This window comes from Cellulomonas phragmiteti, assembly GCF_016862775.1.
GTDB lineage: Bacteria > Actinomycetota > Actinomycetes > Actinomycetales > Cellulomonadaceae > Cellulomonas > Cellulomonas phragmiteti.
Genome location: NZ_BONP01000035.1, coordinates 1 through 15,905 on the forward strand (window position 1 = coordinate 1; position 15,905 = coordinate 15,905).

General features: G+C 73.9%; 12 protein-coding genes. 3 read left to right on the forward strand and 9 right to left on the reverse strand.

Annotated features, from left to right (window positions below):
• Positions 1 to 225 precede the first annotated feature (225 nt).
• From Cph01nite_RS17640 to serS, 5 genes are all read right to left on the reverse strand, one after another.
• A complete protein-coding gene (locus Cph01nite_RS17640; protein WP_203676090.1) occupies positions 226 to 1,167 on the reverse strand; it encodes a carbohydrate ABC transporter permease in 942 nt (313 codons plus the stop codon).
• On the reverse strand, positions 1,164 to 2,162 hold the full coding sequence (locus Cph01nite_RS17645) for a carbohydrate ABC transporter permease (RefSeq protein ID WP_239069348.1): 999 nt from the start codon (positions 2,160 to 2,162) through the stop codon (positions 1,164 to 1,166). The genes Cph01nite_RS17640 and Cph01nite_RS17645 overlap by 4 nt, the downstream gene beginning before the upstream one ends.
• Before the next feature lie 99 nt (positions 2,163 to 2,261).
• Positions 2,262 to 3,641, reverse strand: coding sequence for an ABC transporter substrate-binding protein (locus Cph01nite_RS17650; protein ID WP_203676092.1), 1,380 nt, complete (start codon positions 3,639 to 3,641; stop codon positions 2,262 to 2,264).
• Positions 3,642 to 3,800: 159 nt separating this feature from the next.
• A complete protein-coding gene (locus tag Cph01nite_RS17655; RefSeq protein ID WP_203676100.1) occupies positions 3,801 to 4,598 on the reverse strand; it encodes an HAD family hydrolase in 798 nt (265 codons plus the stop codon).
• Positions 4,595 to 5,875, reverse strand: coding sequence for a serine--tRNA ligase (gene serS / locus Cph01nite_RS17660; RefSeq protein ID WP_203676101.1), 1,281 nt, complete (start codon positions 5,873 to 5,875; stop codon positions 4,595 to 4,597). Before serS ends, Cph01nite_RS17655 begins: the two co-directional genes overlap by 4 nt.
• Positions 5,876 to 5,980: 105 nt before the next feature.
• Here serS and Cph01nite_RS17665 point away from each other — a divergent pair, with 105 nt between their 5' ends.
• The gene (locus tag Cph01nite_RS17665) at positions 5,981 to 7,120 is read left to right on the forward strand and encodes a diacylglycerol/lipid kinase family protein (protein WP_203676102.1); all 1,140 of its coding nucleotides are present in this window, start codon (positions 5,981 to 5,983) and stop codon (positions 7,118 to 7,120) included.
• 34 nt (positions 7,121 to 7,154) lie between these two features.
• On the opposite strand, the gene pheA is transcribed toward Cph01nite_RS17665, so the two are convergent.
• Positions 7,155 to 8,105 (reverse strand): prephenate dehydratase, encoded by a 951-nt coding sequence (pheA, locus tag Cph01nite_RS17670; RefSeq protein WP_203676142.1) that lies wholly within the window; start codon positions 8,103 to 8,105, stop codon positions 7,155 to 7,157.
• Positions 8,106 to 8,243: 138 nt separating this feature from the next.
• On the opposite strand from pheA, the gene Cph01nite_RS17675 reads away from it, so the two are divergent.
• Positions 8,244 to 10,553, forward strand: a complete 2,310-nt coding sequence (locus Cph01nite_RS17675; RefSeq protein ID WP_203676103.1) for a hypothetical protein — start codon at positions 8,244 to 8,246, stop codon at positions 10,551 to 10,553.
• On the opposite strand, the gene Cph01nite_RS17680 is transcribed toward Cph01nite_RS17675, so the two are convergent.
• The gene (locus Cph01nite_RS17680; RefSeq protein WP_203676104.1) at positions 10,510 to 11,382 is read right to left on the reverse strand and encodes a glycosyltransferase family 2 protein; all 873 of its coding nucleotides are present in this window, start codon (positions 11,380 to 11,382) and stop codon (positions 10,510 to 10,512) included. The two genes, Cph01nite_RS17675 and Cph01nite_RS17680, sit on opposite strands and share 44 nt — an antisense overlap.
• Before the next feature lie 80 nt (positions 11,383 to 11,462).
• Positions 11,463 to 12,287: a DUF5926 family protein gene (locus tag Cph01nite_RS17685; protein WP_203676106.1), complete on the reverse strand. Its 825-nt coding sequence runs from the start codon at positions 12,285 to 12,287 to the stop codon at positions 11,463 to 11,465.
• Positions 12,288 to 12,364: 77 nt separating this feature from the next.
• Between Cph01nite_RS17685 and pgm the strand changes: the two genes are divergently transcribed.
• Positions 12,365 to 14,050, forward strand: a complete 1,686-nt coding sequence (pgm, locus tag Cph01nite_RS17690) for a phosphoglucomutase (alpha-D-glucose-1,6-bisphosphate-dependent) (protein WP_203676107.1) — start codon at positions 12,365 to 12,367, stop codon at positions 14,048 to 14,050.
• Between the two features lie 460 nt (positions 14,051 to 14,510).
• Here the strand turns inward: pgm and Cph01nite_RS17695 are convergent, their stop codons facing one another.
• Positions 14,511 to 15,887, reverse strand: coding sequence for a UDP-glucose dehydrogenase family protein (locus tag Cph01nite_RS17695; RefSeq protein WP_203676108.1), 1,377 nt, complete (start codon positions 15,885 to 15,887; stop codon positions 14,511 to 14,513).
• Positions 15,888 to 15,905 lie beyond the last annotated feature (18 nt).

Sequence of the window (15,905 nt, forward strand, 5' to 3'; positions counted from 1 at the left end):
AGAGCAATCCAGCTCCCTGCCCTCCACGACGTGCGCCGCGCGTACTGCCCGCGGCGGGGTGGATTGCTCTCTCGCGGGCGAAGGGGGTGGGGCGGACGGGCTGGATTGCTCTCTCGCGGGTGGAGGGGGTGGGGCGGACGGGCTGGATTGCTCTCTCGCGGGTGGAGGGGGTGGGGTGGACGGGCTGGATTGCTCTCTCGCGGGTGAGGGGGGCGGGGGGTGGGGTCAGCCCTTGACGGAGCCGGCCAGGAGGCCGCGGACGAAGTAGCGCTGCAGGGCGAGGAACACGATGAGCGGCACGATCATCGCGATGAACGCACCCGCCGACAGCAGGTGCCACTGCGAGCCGCGCGTGCCGGCCAGCTCGGCGATGCGCACGGTCAGAGGAGCCACGTCCGTCGTCCCGCCGACGAACACCAGGGCGACCAGCAGGTCGTTCCACACCCAGAGGAACTGGAAGATCCCGAAGGACGCGATGGCGGGGGTCAGCAGCGGCAGCAGCACCCGGAAGAACACCGTGACGTGGCCCGCGCCGTCGACGCGCGCCGCCTCGACGAGCGAGGCCGGGATGTCCTTCATGAAGTTGTGCAGCAGGTAGATCGCCAGCGGCAGCGCGAAGATCGAGTGCGACAGCCACACGACCCAGAACGACCCGGCGAGCCCCCACGACACGTACTGGGTGAGCAGCGGCAGGAGCGTCACCTGGATCGGCACGACCTGCAGCGCGAACACCGCGACGAACAGCAGGTCCCGGCCCCGGAAGTCGATCCACGCGAACGCGTACGCGGCGAGCAGCGCCAGCGAGATCGGGATGAACACGGCCGGCAGGGTGATGACGACCGAGTTGACGAAGAACGTCGCGAAGCTGGTCGACGACCCGAACAGCACCTCGGTGTAGTTCTCCAGCGTCACCAGCGGGTCGGAGAAGAACGTCCACCAGCCGGTGGTGCGGATGTCCGCCCGCGGGCGGAACGACGTGACGAGCAGACCGAACGTGGGAACGGTCCACAGGATCGCCAGGGCGATCGCGATGCCCGACGCCCATGGCGAGCTGAGCCGGCCCTTGGCTGCGATCGCGGCCTTCTCGGCCCGGGTCAGGCGCGGCGGACGACGACGCGTGTCGTTCTGGGCCGGGTCGGTGAGCGTCGTCGGCGGGATGGCGGTCATCGGATCTCCTCCGCGAGCTTCAGCTGCCGCACGTTGTACGCGATGATCGGGATCACGAGGACGAAGAGGATGACCGCCAGCGCGGCGCCCAGCCCCTGGTTCCGCGAGACGAAGGTCTGCGTGTAGAACTCGTACGCCACGACGGACGTGTTGAAGTTGCCGCCCGTCATGGTCCGCACGATGTCGAAGACCTTCAGCGTGGCCATCGCGATCGTGGTCACCACGACGACGAGCGCCGGCCGGATCGAGGGCACGGTGATGAACCGGAACATCGACAGGCCGTGCAGGCCGTCCAGGCGCGCGGCCTCGATGATGTCGTCCGGGATCGCCTTGACGGCCGCCGACAGCACCGTCATCGCGAAGCCGGCCTGGATCCACACCATGACGACGATGAGGAACAGGTTGTTCCACGGTTGGCTGAGCAGGAACTGCTGCGGCTCCATGCCCAGCCACACCAGCAGCTGGTTGAGCAGGCCCGTCTGCTGCACGTTGCCCTGGTCGGGCTTGTACTCGTAGACGAACTTCCAGATGATCGACGCGCCGACCAGCGAGATCGCCATCGGTAGGAAGATCAGCGTCTTGGCCACGTACTCGAACCGCGTGCGGTCGACCAGCACCGCGTAGACCAGGCCGAACATCGTGGCCGCGAGCGGCACGAGCACGACCCACAGCGCGGTGTTGCGCAGGACGATCTGGAACTGGCCCTCGGTGAACGCGGTGACGTAGTTGTCGAGGCCGACGAACTCGCGCCCGCGCGCGTCCCGGAACGATCCCCAGACGGTCCGCAGACCCGGGTACAGCAGGCCGAACCCCAGGAACAGCAGGGTCGGGCCCAGGAACCCCAGCACGACGGCCCAGGTGGGGGCCCGCTTGAGGCGGTCGATCCCCAGCAGGATCGCGCCCATCACCACGATGAACAGCACGATGGCCAGGACCATCAGCAGGAGCTTCTCAGGTGTCGAGTCCGGGCGGAGCAGCCACTCCACGGTGGTCATCCCCTCGTCGTGACGCCCGTCGCCGGGTCGTCAGCGGGTACGGACGGCGTGGTGGGGGCCACCGAGAACGGCGACCCCCACCACATGGCACTGCCTACGTCACATGCCGGCCCAAGCGGACTCGATGTTCGACAGGGTCGTCTGCGCGTCCTGACCGGGGCTGATCCACGCGGTCATCTCCCGCCAGAACGCACCGGCCCCGATCGCGCCGGGCATCTGGTCCGACCCGTCGAAGCGGAACGTGTACTCGTCGTCGGTCAGCAGGTCGAACGAGAGCTGGTCGATGGGCGACTGCAGCAGCCCCTCGTCCAGGCCGTTGTTGGCGCTGATCCAGCCCTGACCGGTGACCTCGGCCTTGGCGTTGGCCCACTGCGGGCTCGACAGGTACGCGTGGAAGGCCTGCACCTCCTCGCGGTCCGAGAACGCGGTGACGAACTCGCCGCCGCCCAGCAGCGGGCGGTCGTCCTCGGAGACGCCCGGCAGGTAGAAGGCGTAGACGTCGCCGTCCTCGGCAACCGTCAGCGACTCGTCCCAGTTGGCCTGGTAGAAGTTCGCCGCCCGGTGCAGGAAGCACGTGCCGTCGGGGATGCCGTTGCCGGACTCGTTCCACGGGGCGGTCGCGATCGACGCGACGTTGCCGAGGCCGCCGTTGACGTAGTCCTCGTTCTGCAGGATGCCACCGACCTCCTCGAGCGCCGCGACGATCTGCGGGTCGTCGAACGGGATCTCGTGGGTCACCCACTGGTCGTAGACGTCGGGGCCGGCGGTGCGCAGGACGACGTCCTCGAGCCAGTCGGTGGCCGGCCAGCCGGTCGCGTCACCGGACTCGATGCCCGCGCACCACGGCTTGATGTCGGGATGGTCGGCGACCATCTGGTCGGTGAGGTCCAGCAGCCCCTGCCACGTCGTGGGGATCTCGTAGCCGTTCTCCTCGAACGCGCCCGGGGAGTACCAGACGAACGACTTCACGTTGGCGCCCAGCGGCGTGGCGTACAGCGTGCCGTCGACGGTGCCGTACTCGACCCAGCCCTCGGTGTAGTACTCCTCGGCGTTGGCGACGACGGCGTCACCGGCGGGCACGACCGCGTCCGGGAAGTCCTCGACCAGCGAGCGCAGGAACCCGGGCTGCGGGATGTACGCGATGTCGGGCGGGTTGCCGGCCTCGAGCCGCACGGGCAGCTGGGCCTCGAACTCGCGCGAGCCCTCGTAGGAGATCTCCGCGCCGGTGCACTCCGTGAACGGCACGTAGGAAGCGCGCTGCTCCTCGGCCTCGGGGTCGACGATCGACGTGTACACCGTGACGGTGGTGCCCGACAGGTCGCCGTACTGCTCGAAGTCGGCGCAGTCGACGTCGGCGACCGCGTCGCCCCCGCCACCCCCGGTGTCGTCGTTGCCGTCGGCGCAGGCCGTGAGCACCAGGCCGAGCCCGGCGACGGAGGCGACGAGCGCAAGACCGCGCCTCTTCTGGATCCGCATCATGGACCTCCACGTCCTCGTGGTGCAGTGGTACGCCCCGTCCGGGGCGCCTGCTGTCGATGCAAGACCTTTTGCGCAACGCCTGCAACACAGAAACGCACGCGAACCGGTCACGATCCGGTCACATCGCCGCGGACCGCCGAGACACCCCGTGGCCTGCGGTCAGGCCAGGACCCGCCGCAGCACGGCGACGGCGCCGTCGTCGTCGATCGTGCCCGTAACCTCGTCGGCTGCCGCGCGCACGACGTCGTTGGCGTGACCCATGGCCACGCCGCAGGCCGCCCAGCGCAGCATCTCGACGTCGTTCTCGCCGTCGCCGAGCGCGAGCGTCTCGTACGGCTCGACACCCAGCTCCCGGCGCACCTCCTCCAGCGCGCTCGCCTTGGACACCCCGCCGGGCGTGAGGTCCAGCCACGCGCTCCACCCGACCGCGTACGTCACCTCGTGCAGCCCGACGCGCTCCACGAGGGCGTGGAACTCCTCGGGCGTGCTCTCGGGTGCGCGGATGACGACGCGCGTCGCGGGCGCCGACGCGAGCCGCTCGAACGGCACGAGGGTCTGCTGCCCGGTGATCTCGCCCGCCGGGAACGGGGCGGACACGAGGAAGCCGACGCTGAGGTCCTCGACGGCGAAGAGCGCGTCGGGGATCTCCAGGGCGATCGCGCGCAGCGCCGGGCCGGGATCGAACGTCACCGTCCGCTCCAGCGTGTAGCCCGCGTCGTGCTCGGGGTCGAGCCGGGCCGTGACGGCGCCGTTGGAGCACACGACCCAGCCGTGCGTCAGCCCGAGGTCCAGCGCGACCTCCACCGCCGAGTGCGCGGAGCGGCCCGTGGCGAGCACCACGTGCCGGCCGGAGTCGACGAGCGCCGTGACCCCCGCCCGCACCTCCTCGCTGATCACGCCGCCGTACGACATGAGCGTGCCGTCGACGTCGAGCGCGACCATCCGGGTGCGGCTCACCGGACCGGCTCCAGGACCTCGAGGCCGCCCAGGTAGGGCCGCAGGCCCTCGGGGACCCGCACCGACCCGTCGGCCTGCTGGTGGTTCTCCAGGAGCGCGACGATCCAGCGCGTCGTGGCAAGGGTGCCGTTGAGGGTGGCGACGGTCCGCATGCCGTCCTCGGTCCGCTCGCGCACGCCCAGGCGCCGCGCCTGGAAGGTGGTGCAGTTGGAGGTCGACGTCACCTCCATCCAGCGCTGCTGGCTGGGCAGCCACGCCTCGCAGTCGAACTTGCGCGCAGCGCTCGACCCGAGGTCGCCGGCCGCGGTGTCGATGACCCGGTACGGCAGGTCCGCGAGCGCGAGCATCTCCTTCTCCCACGACAGGATGCGGCGGTGCTCGTCGTACGCGTCGTCGGGGCGCGTCCAGACGAACGCCTCGACCTTGTGGAACTGGTGCACGCGGATGATGCCGCGGGTGTCCTTGCCGTACGAGCCGGCCTCGCGCCGGTAGCAGGCGCTCCACCCCGCGTACCGCAGAGGGCCGTCCGCCAGGTCGAGGATCTCCCCCTGGTGGTACCCGGCCAGCGCGACCTCGCTCGTCCCGACGAGGTACAGGTCGTCCGCCTCGAGCCGGTAGACCTCGTCGGCGTGGGCCCCGAGGAACCCGGTGCCGGCCATGATCTCGGGCTTGACGAGCGTCGGCGTGATCGTCGGGACGAACCCGTGCCGCAGCGCCAGGTCCATCGCGGCGTTGAGCAGCGCGAGCTCGAGCCGGGCGCCGATGCCGGTGAGGAAGTAGAACCGCGAGCCCGAGACCTTGGCACCGCGCTCGGTGTCGATCGCGCGCAGGCCCTCGCCGAGGTCGAGGTGATCCTTGACGACGAAGTCCGGCCCGTACTCGGCCGCGAGGTCCCGGGGCGTGCCGACGTGCTCGAGCACCACGTAGTCGTCCTCGCCGCCGCCGGGCACGCCGTCCTCGATGACGTTGCCGATGCTGCGGGTCAGCTCGAGCGCGCGCGCCTCCGCCTCGGACGCGTCGGCCTGCAGCGCCTTGACCCGGGCCGCGACCTCCTTGGTGTGCGCGAGCAGCGCCTGCTTCTCGTCGCCCGACGCCTGCGCGACCCGCTTGCCGAGGGACTTCTGCTCCGCCCGCAGCGTCTCGAACTCCGTCAGCGCGGAGCGGCGACGCGCGTCCGCGTCGAGCACCTCGTCCACGAGGTGCGGGTCCTCGCCGCGCGCCACCTGGCTGGCTCGCACGGCGTCGGGGTCCTGGCGCAGCAGCTGGAGATCGATCACCCCCCGACCCTACCGACCCCCGCCATCGCATTCCCGTCGACGCCCAGCGCCCCCGCGCCGCCGTCCGACCTGCGGCCGGGGCTGCGCACCCGTAGATTGCGCGGCATGTCATGGGTCGCGTGGGTCGCGGTGGTCGCTGGTGTCCTGGCGCTCGTCGCCGTCGGTCTGGGCCTGTGGGTCTGGCAGCAGCAGCGCCGGCTGACGGCCCGGATCGAGCAGCCGTCGGACGCGCCCGGTGCCGCCGTGGAGAAGCCCAAGGGGCAGCTCGTGGCGTTCGTCGCCAACCCGTCGAAGCCCGACGTCGCGCAGCTGCGCGCGGCCGTCCGCAAGGCCGCCGCGGAGCAGTACCTGCCGGAGCCGATGTGGCTCGAGACGACCGTCGAGGACCCGGGCGTGGGTCAGGCGCGGTCGGCCGTCGAGGCCGGGGCGGACCTCGTCGTCGCCGTCGGCGGCGACGGCACCGTCCGCGCGGTCGCCGAGGCCCTCGCCGGGACGGACGTGCCCATGGGCCTGATGCCGCTGGGCACGGGCAACCTGCTGGCCCGCAACCTCGACGTGCCGATCAGCGACCCCCTCGCGGCGCTGCAGCTCGCGCTGGACGGCACCGACAAGCGGATCGACGTGGGCTGGCTGCGGGTCGAGCGGTGGGAGTCGCAGGTCGACGACGACATCGCCGAGGCCGCCGACGACCTGCCCGCCGACACCGACATCCCCCGCGACCACATCTTCCTCGTCATCGCCGGGCTCGGGTTCGACGCCGCGATGGTCGCCGACACCGACGACCAGCTCAAGGCGAAGGTCGGGTGGATCGCCTACTTCATGGCCGGTGTGCGCCACCTGCACGGCCGGCGGCTGCGGATCCGCCTCACGCTGGACGACCGGCCCGTGCAGCAGCTGCGCTCGCGCAGCCTGCTCATCGGCAACTGCGGCAAGCTGCCCGGCGGCATCACGCTGCTGCCCGACGCGGTCCTCGACGACGGCGTGCTCGACATCGCGTCGATCGACACCCGCGGGGGGATCGCCGGCTGGGCGCAGCTGTTCGGCGAGGTCGTGCTGCAGGGCATCGGCGTGCGCAACGAGTCGGCCGCGAAGATCGGGCGCATCGACCACGCGCGCGCCCGCAAGGTCAAGATCGTCGTGCCCGGGGGCGAGCACGTCCAGGTCGACGGCGACATCGTCGGCCGCTCGAGCGAGATCACGGCCCGCGTCGACCCCGGCGCCCTGGTCGTGCGCGTCGCACGCTGACGCCGGGGCCCCCCGGGCCCGCCCGACCCGCGCGTCAGGCGGGGTCGCCGCCGCGCAGCCGCGCCAGCCACGCCCGTGCCTCGACGAAGTCCTGGTCCGACGTGCCCAGGTGCACCAGCGGCGCGACCGCGTCGGCCCGCGGGTACGACCCCAGGAACCGCACGTACGGGCACCGGCGGTGCAGCCCCATGAGGACCTCCCCCATGCGCTCGTCGGTCACGTGCCCCTCGGCGTCGATCGAGAACGAGTAGCGTCCGAGCGCGTCCCCGATGGGCCGGGACTCGATGCGGGACAGGTTGACGCCCCGCACGGCGAACTGCTCGAGCATCGCGAGCAGCGCCCCCGCCTCGTTGTCGGGCAGGTGCACGACGAGCGTCGTCTTGTCGGCGCCCGTCGGCGGGGGCACAGGTCCCGGCGGGCCCACGACGACGAAGCGCGTCAGCGCCGACGGGTTGTCGGCGACCCGCTCCGCGAGCGGCTCGAGCCCGTACGTGCCCACGGCCGCGGGCGGCACGAGGGCGGCGTCGAACGGCAGCGCCGCCACCGCCGCCGCGTCCCCGGCCGCCTCGGCCAGCAGCGCGGCGGGTGCGGTGTTGCTCGTCGCCGGGACGTGCACGGCGGCGGGCAGGTGCGCCGCGAGCCAGCGCCGGCACTGCACCCACGCGTGCGGGTGGGCCGCGATGCGCCGCACGCCGCCCAGGGGCACCCCGGCGGGCGCGACCAGCGTGAACTGCACGGGGACCAGCACCTCGCGCAGCAGCACGAGAGGCGCACCGGTGGCCAGCGAGTCGAGCGTCGCGGTGACGCCGCCCTCGGCGGTCGACTCGATCGCCACGACCGCCCGGTCCGCAGCACCGGAGCGCACGGCGGCGATGGCCGACCCGACGTCCGTCTGCGGCAGGTAGACGGCCTCGTCGGGCGACGCGACCTGCCGCAGCGCCTCCTCCGTGAACGTGCCCGCAGGCCCCAGGTACGCGTAGCGCAGCACGGTCACCGACCCTCCCCGCCCGGGCCGCCCGGCCCGTCGACGTCGCCGCCCCGACCGGCCCACGACGGGGACCGCGCGCGGCGGGGCCGCGCACACGGCCCCGCCGAGCCTAGTGCGCGCCCGTACCCTGGGGCGGTGCCCCGGTCCCTGCGCGCGCTCGCCGCTGCCCTGCTCGCCGCGCTCGCGGTGCTGCTGGGCGCACCCGCCCAGGCGCTCGACCCCGCCGTCCCCGAGCGGGTGCCCGGACCTGTCGTCCTGGTCGGCGTCACCGGTCTGCGCTGGGACGACCTCGGGACGCTGACGACGCCCGCGCTGTGGGGCCTGTCGCGCGAGGGGGCCGTCGCGACGGTCGCGGCGCGCTCGGTGCGGGCCCGCTCCTGCCCGGCCGACGGCTGGCTCGCCGTCTCCGCCGGCAACCGGTCGGCCGACCTCGAGGCCGAGGACGGCTCGTGCCGCACGCTGCGCGACCCCGGCGAGACGGGCGAGGTCCCCGGCTGGGCCGACTACCTGGCGTCCGCGGCCGCCGAGTCCTACGGCGCCCGCCCCGGCATGCTGGGCGACCTGCTCGCCGCCACCGGCACCGAGGCGACCGGGATCGGCCCCGGCGCGGCCGTCGCCCTCGCCGGCTCCGACGGGCGGCCCGTCGGCACCCACCTGCGGGTCCCCGTCGAGCCGCGGGCGCTCGCGCGGGCCGTCCGCGGCGCCGCCGACTCCTCCGACCTGCTCGTCGTCGACGCGGGCGTCATCCGCAACCCCGGCTACGCGACCGTCGCCCGCCTGCCGACGGCCGCACCCACCGCGGTGCCGGAGTCCGAGCTGCCCGGCCTGGGCGGCGCCGACGACGACCTGCCCGACTCGGGCGCCATCGTCGAGCCGACGCGCGCGCAGCAGGCCGTCACCGTCGACGCGCGCGTCGACGCGGTCCTCGACGGCCTGGCCGGGTACGACGCCACGGTCCTGCTGGTGTCGCTGGCGGACTCCGGTCGCGCCGCCCTGCAGGTGGCCGTCGCCACCGGGCCGCGGCCGCTCGGCGAGCCGTACGCCGCGAGCCAGCTCACCTCCGGGTCGACCCGCCAGCCCGGCGTCGTGCAGGTCACCGACGTGACACCGACGCTGCTGACGCTGCTCGAGCTGCAGGACGAGGCCCCCGCGCTGCCCGGTGCGCAGATCGTCCCGGCGCCCGGGGCCGCCACCGGCAGCGCGCGCGTCGCCCGGCTCCTCGACGTGCAGCAGGAGGCCGCGTCGATCACCCGCGTCTCGGGGTCGTTCTCCGCCCGTCTGGTCCTCGCGCAGGCCGTGCTGTTCGTCGCCGCCGCGATCGTGCTGGTCACCCGGGGACGCGCCGACCGCCGACCGCTGCGCCCCGCGCTGCGCGTGCTGCAGGTCGGTGCGCTGGCGCTCGGAGCCACGCCCGTGGCGTCGTTCCTCGTCGGCCTCGTGCCGTGGTGGCGCGCCGACCGGCCGGTCACCGGGTTCTGGCTCGCGCTCCTGGGGTGGATCGCGGTGATCACCGCCGCGGCGCTCGCGGGTCCGTGGCGCCGGCACGTGCTGGGCCCCGCCGGCCTCGTCGCCGGGGTCACGGTCGTCACCCTGGCCGTCGACGCGGTCACGGGCTCGACCCTCGTCATCGACTCGCCCATGGGCGCGCACCGGATCATGGCCGCGCGGTTCTACGGCATGAGCAACCAGGCGTTCGCGCTCATCACCGCCGGCGGGGTGCTGCTCGCGGTGGTGCTCGCGGACCGGCTGCTGCGCGCCGGGCGCCGCCGGCTCGCCGTCGCGGCCGTCGTGGTCCTCGGGGTCGTCCTCGTCGTGGTCAACGGCGCACCGGCGTGGGGGGCGGACTTCGGCGGCCCGCCGTCGATCATCCTGGCGTTCGCCATGGTCGCCGTCGCGGTCAGCGGGCGCCGGGTGTCCTGGCGGTTCGTGCTGCTCGTCGGGGTGGTCGGGGCCGCCGTGGTCCTGGGGTTCGCCCTGCTCGACTGGATGCGCCCCGCCGCTGACCGCACCCACCTGGGACGGTTCCTCGACACCGTGCTCGAGGGCGGGCTGTGGGACGTCGTGTGGCGCAAGGTGTCGGTGAACCTGCGGGTGCTGACGTCGTGGCGCTACCTGGTGCCCGCGATCGGCGGGGTCGCCCTGACGTGGCTGGTGCTGGCGGGGCCGCGGGCCCGCCGGGGCGGGCTGCTCGGGGCGGGCTCCCCGCTCGCCGGCCTGCAGAGCGCGGTGCCGCTGCTGCGGCCCGCGGTCGCCGCGACGGGCGCGGCGCTGACCATCGGGTTCCTCATGAACGACTCGGGCATCGTGGTGCCCGCCACGGGCATCGCGCTGGCGGTGCCGTGCCTCGTGGCCGCGGCGGCACAGTGGCGCCTCGGCGCACCGGCCGACGACGGCAGCGGGGTCAGCGACCCGGGCGCTGCTCCCGCGGCGAGATCGTCTGCCTGACGTTCGACGCCGCGGCGCGCGCCCGGCGCGCGTTCACCGCGAGCTGCACGTCGCGGTACTGCGCCGCGCGGTGCAGCTGCCCCTTGAGGTCCGTGCCCGACGGCCGGTGCCGCAGCTCGCACGGCACCTCCAGCACCCGGAACCCCAGGCGCAGCAGGTCGATCGTCATGCCCGCCTCGACGCCCCAGCCGCGCGCCAGCGGCGTCGCGGCCTCGAACGCCTCGCGGGTCAGGCAGCGCATGCCGGACAGCGGCTGCGTGGGCGTCCACCCCGTCATCGACGCGATCGCGCGGCGGGCGGCCCCCACGACGATCCCGCGCCCGCCGGCACCGGGCTGCGGCGGCAGGAGCGCGATGGTCAGGTCCGCGATGCCCTCCAGGACGGGCGGCACGAGCGGCGCGGTGTTGACGGCCGTGTCGGCCAGGTCGCCGTCGATGAACAGCAGGTGCCGGGGCGGCCGGTCCGGGGCGTCGCGCATCGCGACGACCGCGGCGCCCGTCTCCATCGCGGCGGCCTTGCCGCGGTTGTGGGAGTGCCGCACGACGACCGCGCCGGCCTCGCGCGCGACGTGCTGCGTGTTGTCCTCGGACCCGTCGTCGACGACGAGCACGAGGTCGACGTGCGGGATCGCGCGCGCCGAGCGCACCGTCGCGGCGATGCGCCGGGACTCGTCCTTGGCCGGGATGATGACCGCGACGCGCTGGCGCTGCTTGTGCCCGCGTGCGGCGCGGGCGGCGCGCTCGACGGTCGCGGCGGACGGACCGGGCGCGGCCGCGTCAGGGGTCGCATGGGCCACCCGTCCGACGGCCTCGCTCCCCGTGCTGGTCACGGGCCCCACCCTATCGACCGCAGGTGACAGGTCGCCTCACGAGTGCGGGGTGAGACGTCCCACCCCGCACCCGTCACGCCTCAGCGCAGCGTCACCTGCCGGGCCACGAGACCGGCGCGCGCCCGGCGGGCGTTCGCGTCGAGGGGCGTCTCGTCGGCCATCGCGGCCGCGAGCCGGGGGGCGAAGTCGGCGACCGGCGTCTCGATGTCCTCGGCCTCCGAGCCGCGCGCCAGCTCCCACACGGGCACGACGATGCCGGCGGCGCGGAAGTAGCCGATGAACTTGGCGCCGTCGAACCCGGACTCGCGGCGGGCGTGCAGCCGGGACAGGCCGTCGAGCACGACCTGCTCGTCGGCCGGCTGCGCCCAGCGCAGGTACTCGCGGGCGCCCATGCGGCACCAGTACGCGGACTCGGCGGCGGCGACGCGGCGGGTGTCGACGATCCCGGCGTCGGCCTCCTCGAGGGCGGCCTGCAGGTCGGGGGTGACGTCGGTGCTCGGGTCGAGCCAGTAGGAGAAGCTCTCCTGCACGGTGACCTCGAAGGGCACGCTCAGGTCGAGCACGTCCTGCAGGCGCGGGCCCGGGGTCGGCAGGCCGATGGTCTCGATCGCCGTGCCGGGCTCGGCGTCGAGCGCCAGGAGCAGCGCGGTGGCGACGTCGCGGCTCGCGTCCCCGGAGCTGGTGCCGGTCTGCAGCGCGACGAGCACGACCCCGTCGGTCCGGTGCAGCGCGGCCCAGCTGTTGGGCAGCACGGTGGTGACGACCACGTCGCGGGCGCCGTGCTCGGCGGTGGTGCGGGCGGTCGCGGTCGCCGCGGGCACGAGCTCGCGCAGCGCGACCCAGTCCGGCTCACCGGGGAGCCCCTCGAACGGGCGCAGCACGAAGTCGGGCGTGTTCTTGGCCATACGTGCACCCTACCGACCCATGAGACGTGCGGCCGAGCACGTGCGCGGCGGGGGTCGGCTGCGGGAGGATCACCCGTATGGATCCGCGCGCCGGCACCCCCGCCCAGCCTTCCGACCTCGTCGACCTCGACCTCCTGCTCTCCGCGTACCACGACCGCCGGCCCGACCTCGACGACCCGGCGCAGCGGGTCGCGTTCGGCACGTCCGGCCACCGCGGCTCGTCCCTCGACGGCGCGTTCAACGAGGCGCACATCGTGGCGATCACCGCCGCCATCGTCGAGTACCGGCGCCGCCAGGGCACCGACGGCCCCCTGTTCATCGGACGCGACACGCACGCGCTGTCCGCGCCCGCGTTCACGACGGCCCTGGAGGTGCTCGCCGCGGCGGGCGTCGAGGTGCACGTCGACGCCCGCGACTCGTACACCCCGACCCCGGCGGTGTCGCTCGCGATCCTCACGCACAACGGCGCCGCGACGGCCGCGGGCGTGCGGACGCAGGGGCCGGGCCTGGCCGACGGCATCGTCGTGACCCCGTCGCACAACCCGCCGCGCGACGGCGGCTTCAAGTACAACCCGCCGCACGGCGGCCCCGCGGGCTCCGAGGCGACGGGCTGGATCGCGGACCGCGCCAACGAGATCCTGCGCACGGGCTGGCACGACGTGCCCCGCGTGAGCATCCAGCAGGCGCTCGCGGCGGACACCACGCGCAAGCACGACTACCTCACGGCGTACGTCGACGACCTGCAGAACGTCCTCGACCTGGACGCGATCCGCAGCGCGGGCGTGCGGATCGGCGCCGACCCGCTCGGCGGTGCCGCCGTGGAGTACTGGGGCGCGATCGGCGAGCGCTACGGGCTCGACCTGACGGTCGTCAACCCCGAGGTCGACCCCCGGTGGGGGTTCATGACGCTCGACTGGGACGGCAAGATCCGCATGGACTGCTCGTCGCCATACGCGATGGCCTCGCTGCTGCAGCGGATGCAGCCGGGCGCGGACGGCAGCACACCGTTCGACATCGCCACGGGCAACGACGCGGACGCCGACCGCCACGGCATCGTCACGCCCGATGCCGGGCTGATGAACCCCAACCACTACCTGGCGGTCGCGATCGCGTACCTGTACGGCGGGGCGCGCCCCGGCTGGCCGGCGGGCACCGCGATCGGCAAGACGCTCGTGTCGTCCTCGCTCATCGACCGCGTCGCCGCGTCGCTGGGCCGCCGCCTGCTGGAGGTGCCGGTCGGGTTCAAGTGGTTCGTGCCCGGGCTCATCGACGGGTCCGTCGGGTTCGGCGGGGAGGAGTCCGCGGGGGCGTCGTTCCTGCGGAAGGACGGCACGGTGTGGACGACGGACAAGGACGGCATCCTGCCGGCGCTGCTGGCCTCGGAGATCCTCGCCACGACGGGCAGGAGCCCGTCGCAGCACCACGCCGAGCTGGTCGAGCGGTTCGGGGCGTCGTCGTACGCGCGGGTCGACGCGGTCGCCACGCGCGAGCAGAAGGCGACGCTCGCGGCGCTGTCCCCGGAGCAGGTGACCGCGACCGAGCTGGCCGGCGAGCCGATCACCGCGAGGCTGACGCGCGCGCCGGGCAACGACGCGGCCATCGGGGGCCTGAAGGTGACCACGCAGAACGCGTGGTTCGCCGCGCGGCCGTCGGGCACCGAGGACGTCTACAAGATCTACGCCGAGTCCTTCGTCTCCCCCGAGCACCTCGCCCAGGTGCAGGAGGCCGCCAAGGACGTCGTCTCCCAGGCCCTCCAGGCCTGACCCGACACCCCTCCCCCGCCCACCCAAGGGCGCGAGAGAGCAATCCAGCCGCCCCCCCAAGGGCGCGAGAGAGCAATCCAGCCGCCCCAAGGGGCGCGAGAGCAGAATCCAGCCGCCCAGGGGCGTGAGAGAGCAATCCAGCCGCCCACCCAAGGCGTGAGAGAGCAATCCAGCCCACCCCTGTGATGGCAGGCGGGCTGGATTGCACTCTCACGCCCGGGGTGGGGCACACGGGGTGGTCGCGCGGCTGGATTGCACTCTCACGCCGGGGTTGAACACCCCGGGGTGGGGCACACGGGGTGGGCGCGCGGCTGGATTGCACTCTCACGCTCGGGGGTGGGGTACCTCGGGGGTGGGTGGGGCACCTCGGGGTGGGCGCGCGGCTGGATCGCAGTCTCGCGCACCCGGAAGCGGACCGGTCGCCCTGCGGGGCGGGCGACCGGCCCGCGGCTCCGCGGGGTCAGGCCGTCAGACGGCCCAGACCCGTGAACTCCCAGCCCGCGGCGCGCCACTCGGCCGCGGGGAGCTTGCCGCGCGCGTCGATGACGCGGGCGTGCCGGGCCAGGCCCGCGAGGCGCTGCGGGTCGGCACCGACGAACTGGTCCCACTCGGTGAGGACGAGCAGCACGTCGCACTCCTCCACGGCCTCGTCGACGCTCGTGCCGTAGCCGAGGGTCGGGAAGGCGCGGCGCGCGGTGTCGCCGGCCTCCGGGTCGAAGACCGTGACCTGCGCCCCGCGCAGGTGCAGCGCGGCGGCGACGTTGAGGGCCGGCGAGTCGCGCACGTCGTCCGTCAGCGGCTTGAACGCCGCCCCGAGGACGCCGACGCGCTTGTTGAGCACCGAGCCGCCGCACGCCTCGAGGGCGAGGTCGACGACGCGCTCGCGCTGCCCCATGTTGATCTCGTCGACCTGCTGCAGCAGCGCGCTCGCGCGGTACGCGCCGAGCTCGTTGGCCCGGTGCATGAGCGCCCGGATGTCCTTGGGCAGGCAGCCGCCACCGAACCCCAGCCCGGCGTCGAGGAACTGCCGCCCGATGCGCACGTCGTGCCCCAGCGCGTCGGCCAGGACCGTGACGTCGGCCCCGGCGGCCTCGCAGACGCCCGCGATCGCGTTGATGAACGAGATCTTGGTCGCGAGGAACGCGTTGGCGCTGACCTTGACGAGCTCCGCGGTCGGCAGGTCGGTCAGGACGACCGGCGAGCCCTCCGCGATGGGGGCCGCGTACACGGTGCGCAGCACGGCCTCCGCCTGCGGCGAGGCGCCCCCGAGCACGATGCGGTCGGGGTGCAGGGTGTCGCCGACGGCCTTGCCCTCGCGCAGGAACTCGGGGTTCCAGACGAGCTCGACGTCCAGACCGGCCGGGGCCGTCGCGGCGACGAGCCCCCGCAGCCGGGCGGCGGTGCCGACCGGGACGGTCGACTTGCCGACGATGACGGCGTCGGTGGTGAGGTGCTGCGCGATGACGCGCGTGGCGTCCTCGACGTACGCGAGGTTCGCCGCGTGCGACGTGCGCTGCTGCGGGGTCCCGACGCACACGAAGTGCACGTCGGCGCCCGCGACCGCCGAGGCGGCGTCGGTCGTGAACCGCAGGCGGCCGGTGGCGAGGTTCTTCTCGAGCAGCTCGGGCAGCCCGGGCTCGAAGAACGGGACCTTGCCGGCGGCGAGGGCGTCGACCTTGGACTGGTCGACGTCGACGCCGACGACGTCGAACCCGAGCTCGGCCATCGCGACGGCGTGGGTCGCGCCGAGGTAGCCGGTGCCGAACACGGTGATCCGCGGCGCGGACGGGGTGGTGGCCGCCGCGCGGGCGGTCCGGGTGGTGCGCTGGGTGCTCATCTGTCTCTTCTTCGCGTG

Bases quoted from the DNA above. Each gene is read 5' to 3' on its own strand.
- Cph01nite_RS17640 (WP_203676090.1), bottom strand. From the start codon at position 1,167: ATGACCGCCATCCCGCCGACGACGCTCACCGACCCGGCCCAGAACGAC.
- Cph01nite_RS17645 (WP_239069348.1), bottom strand. From the start codon at position 2,162: ATGACCACCGTGGAGTGGCTGCTCCGCCCGGACTCGACACCTGAGAAG.
- Cph01nite_RS17650 (WP_203676092.1), bottom strand. From the start codon at position 3,641: ATGATGCGGATCCAGAAGAGGCGCGGTCTTGCGCTCGTCGCCTCCGTC.
- Cph01nite_RS17665 (WP_203676102.1), top strand. From the start codon at position 5,981: ATGTCATGGGTCGCGTGGGTCGCGGTGGTCGCTGGTGTCCTGGCGCTC.
- Cph01nite_RS17685 (WP_203676106.1), bottom strand. From the start codon at position 12,287: ATGGCCAAGAACACGCCCGACTTCGTGCTGCGCCCGTTCGAGGGGCTC.
- pgm (WP_203676107.1), top strand. From the start codon at position 12,365: ATGGATCCGCGCGCCGGCACCCCCGCCCAGCCTTCCGACCTCGTCGAC.
- Cph01nite_RS17695 (WP_203676108.1), bottom strand. From the start codon at position 15,887: ATGAGCACCCAGCGCACCACCCGGACCGCCCGCGCGGCGGCCACCACC.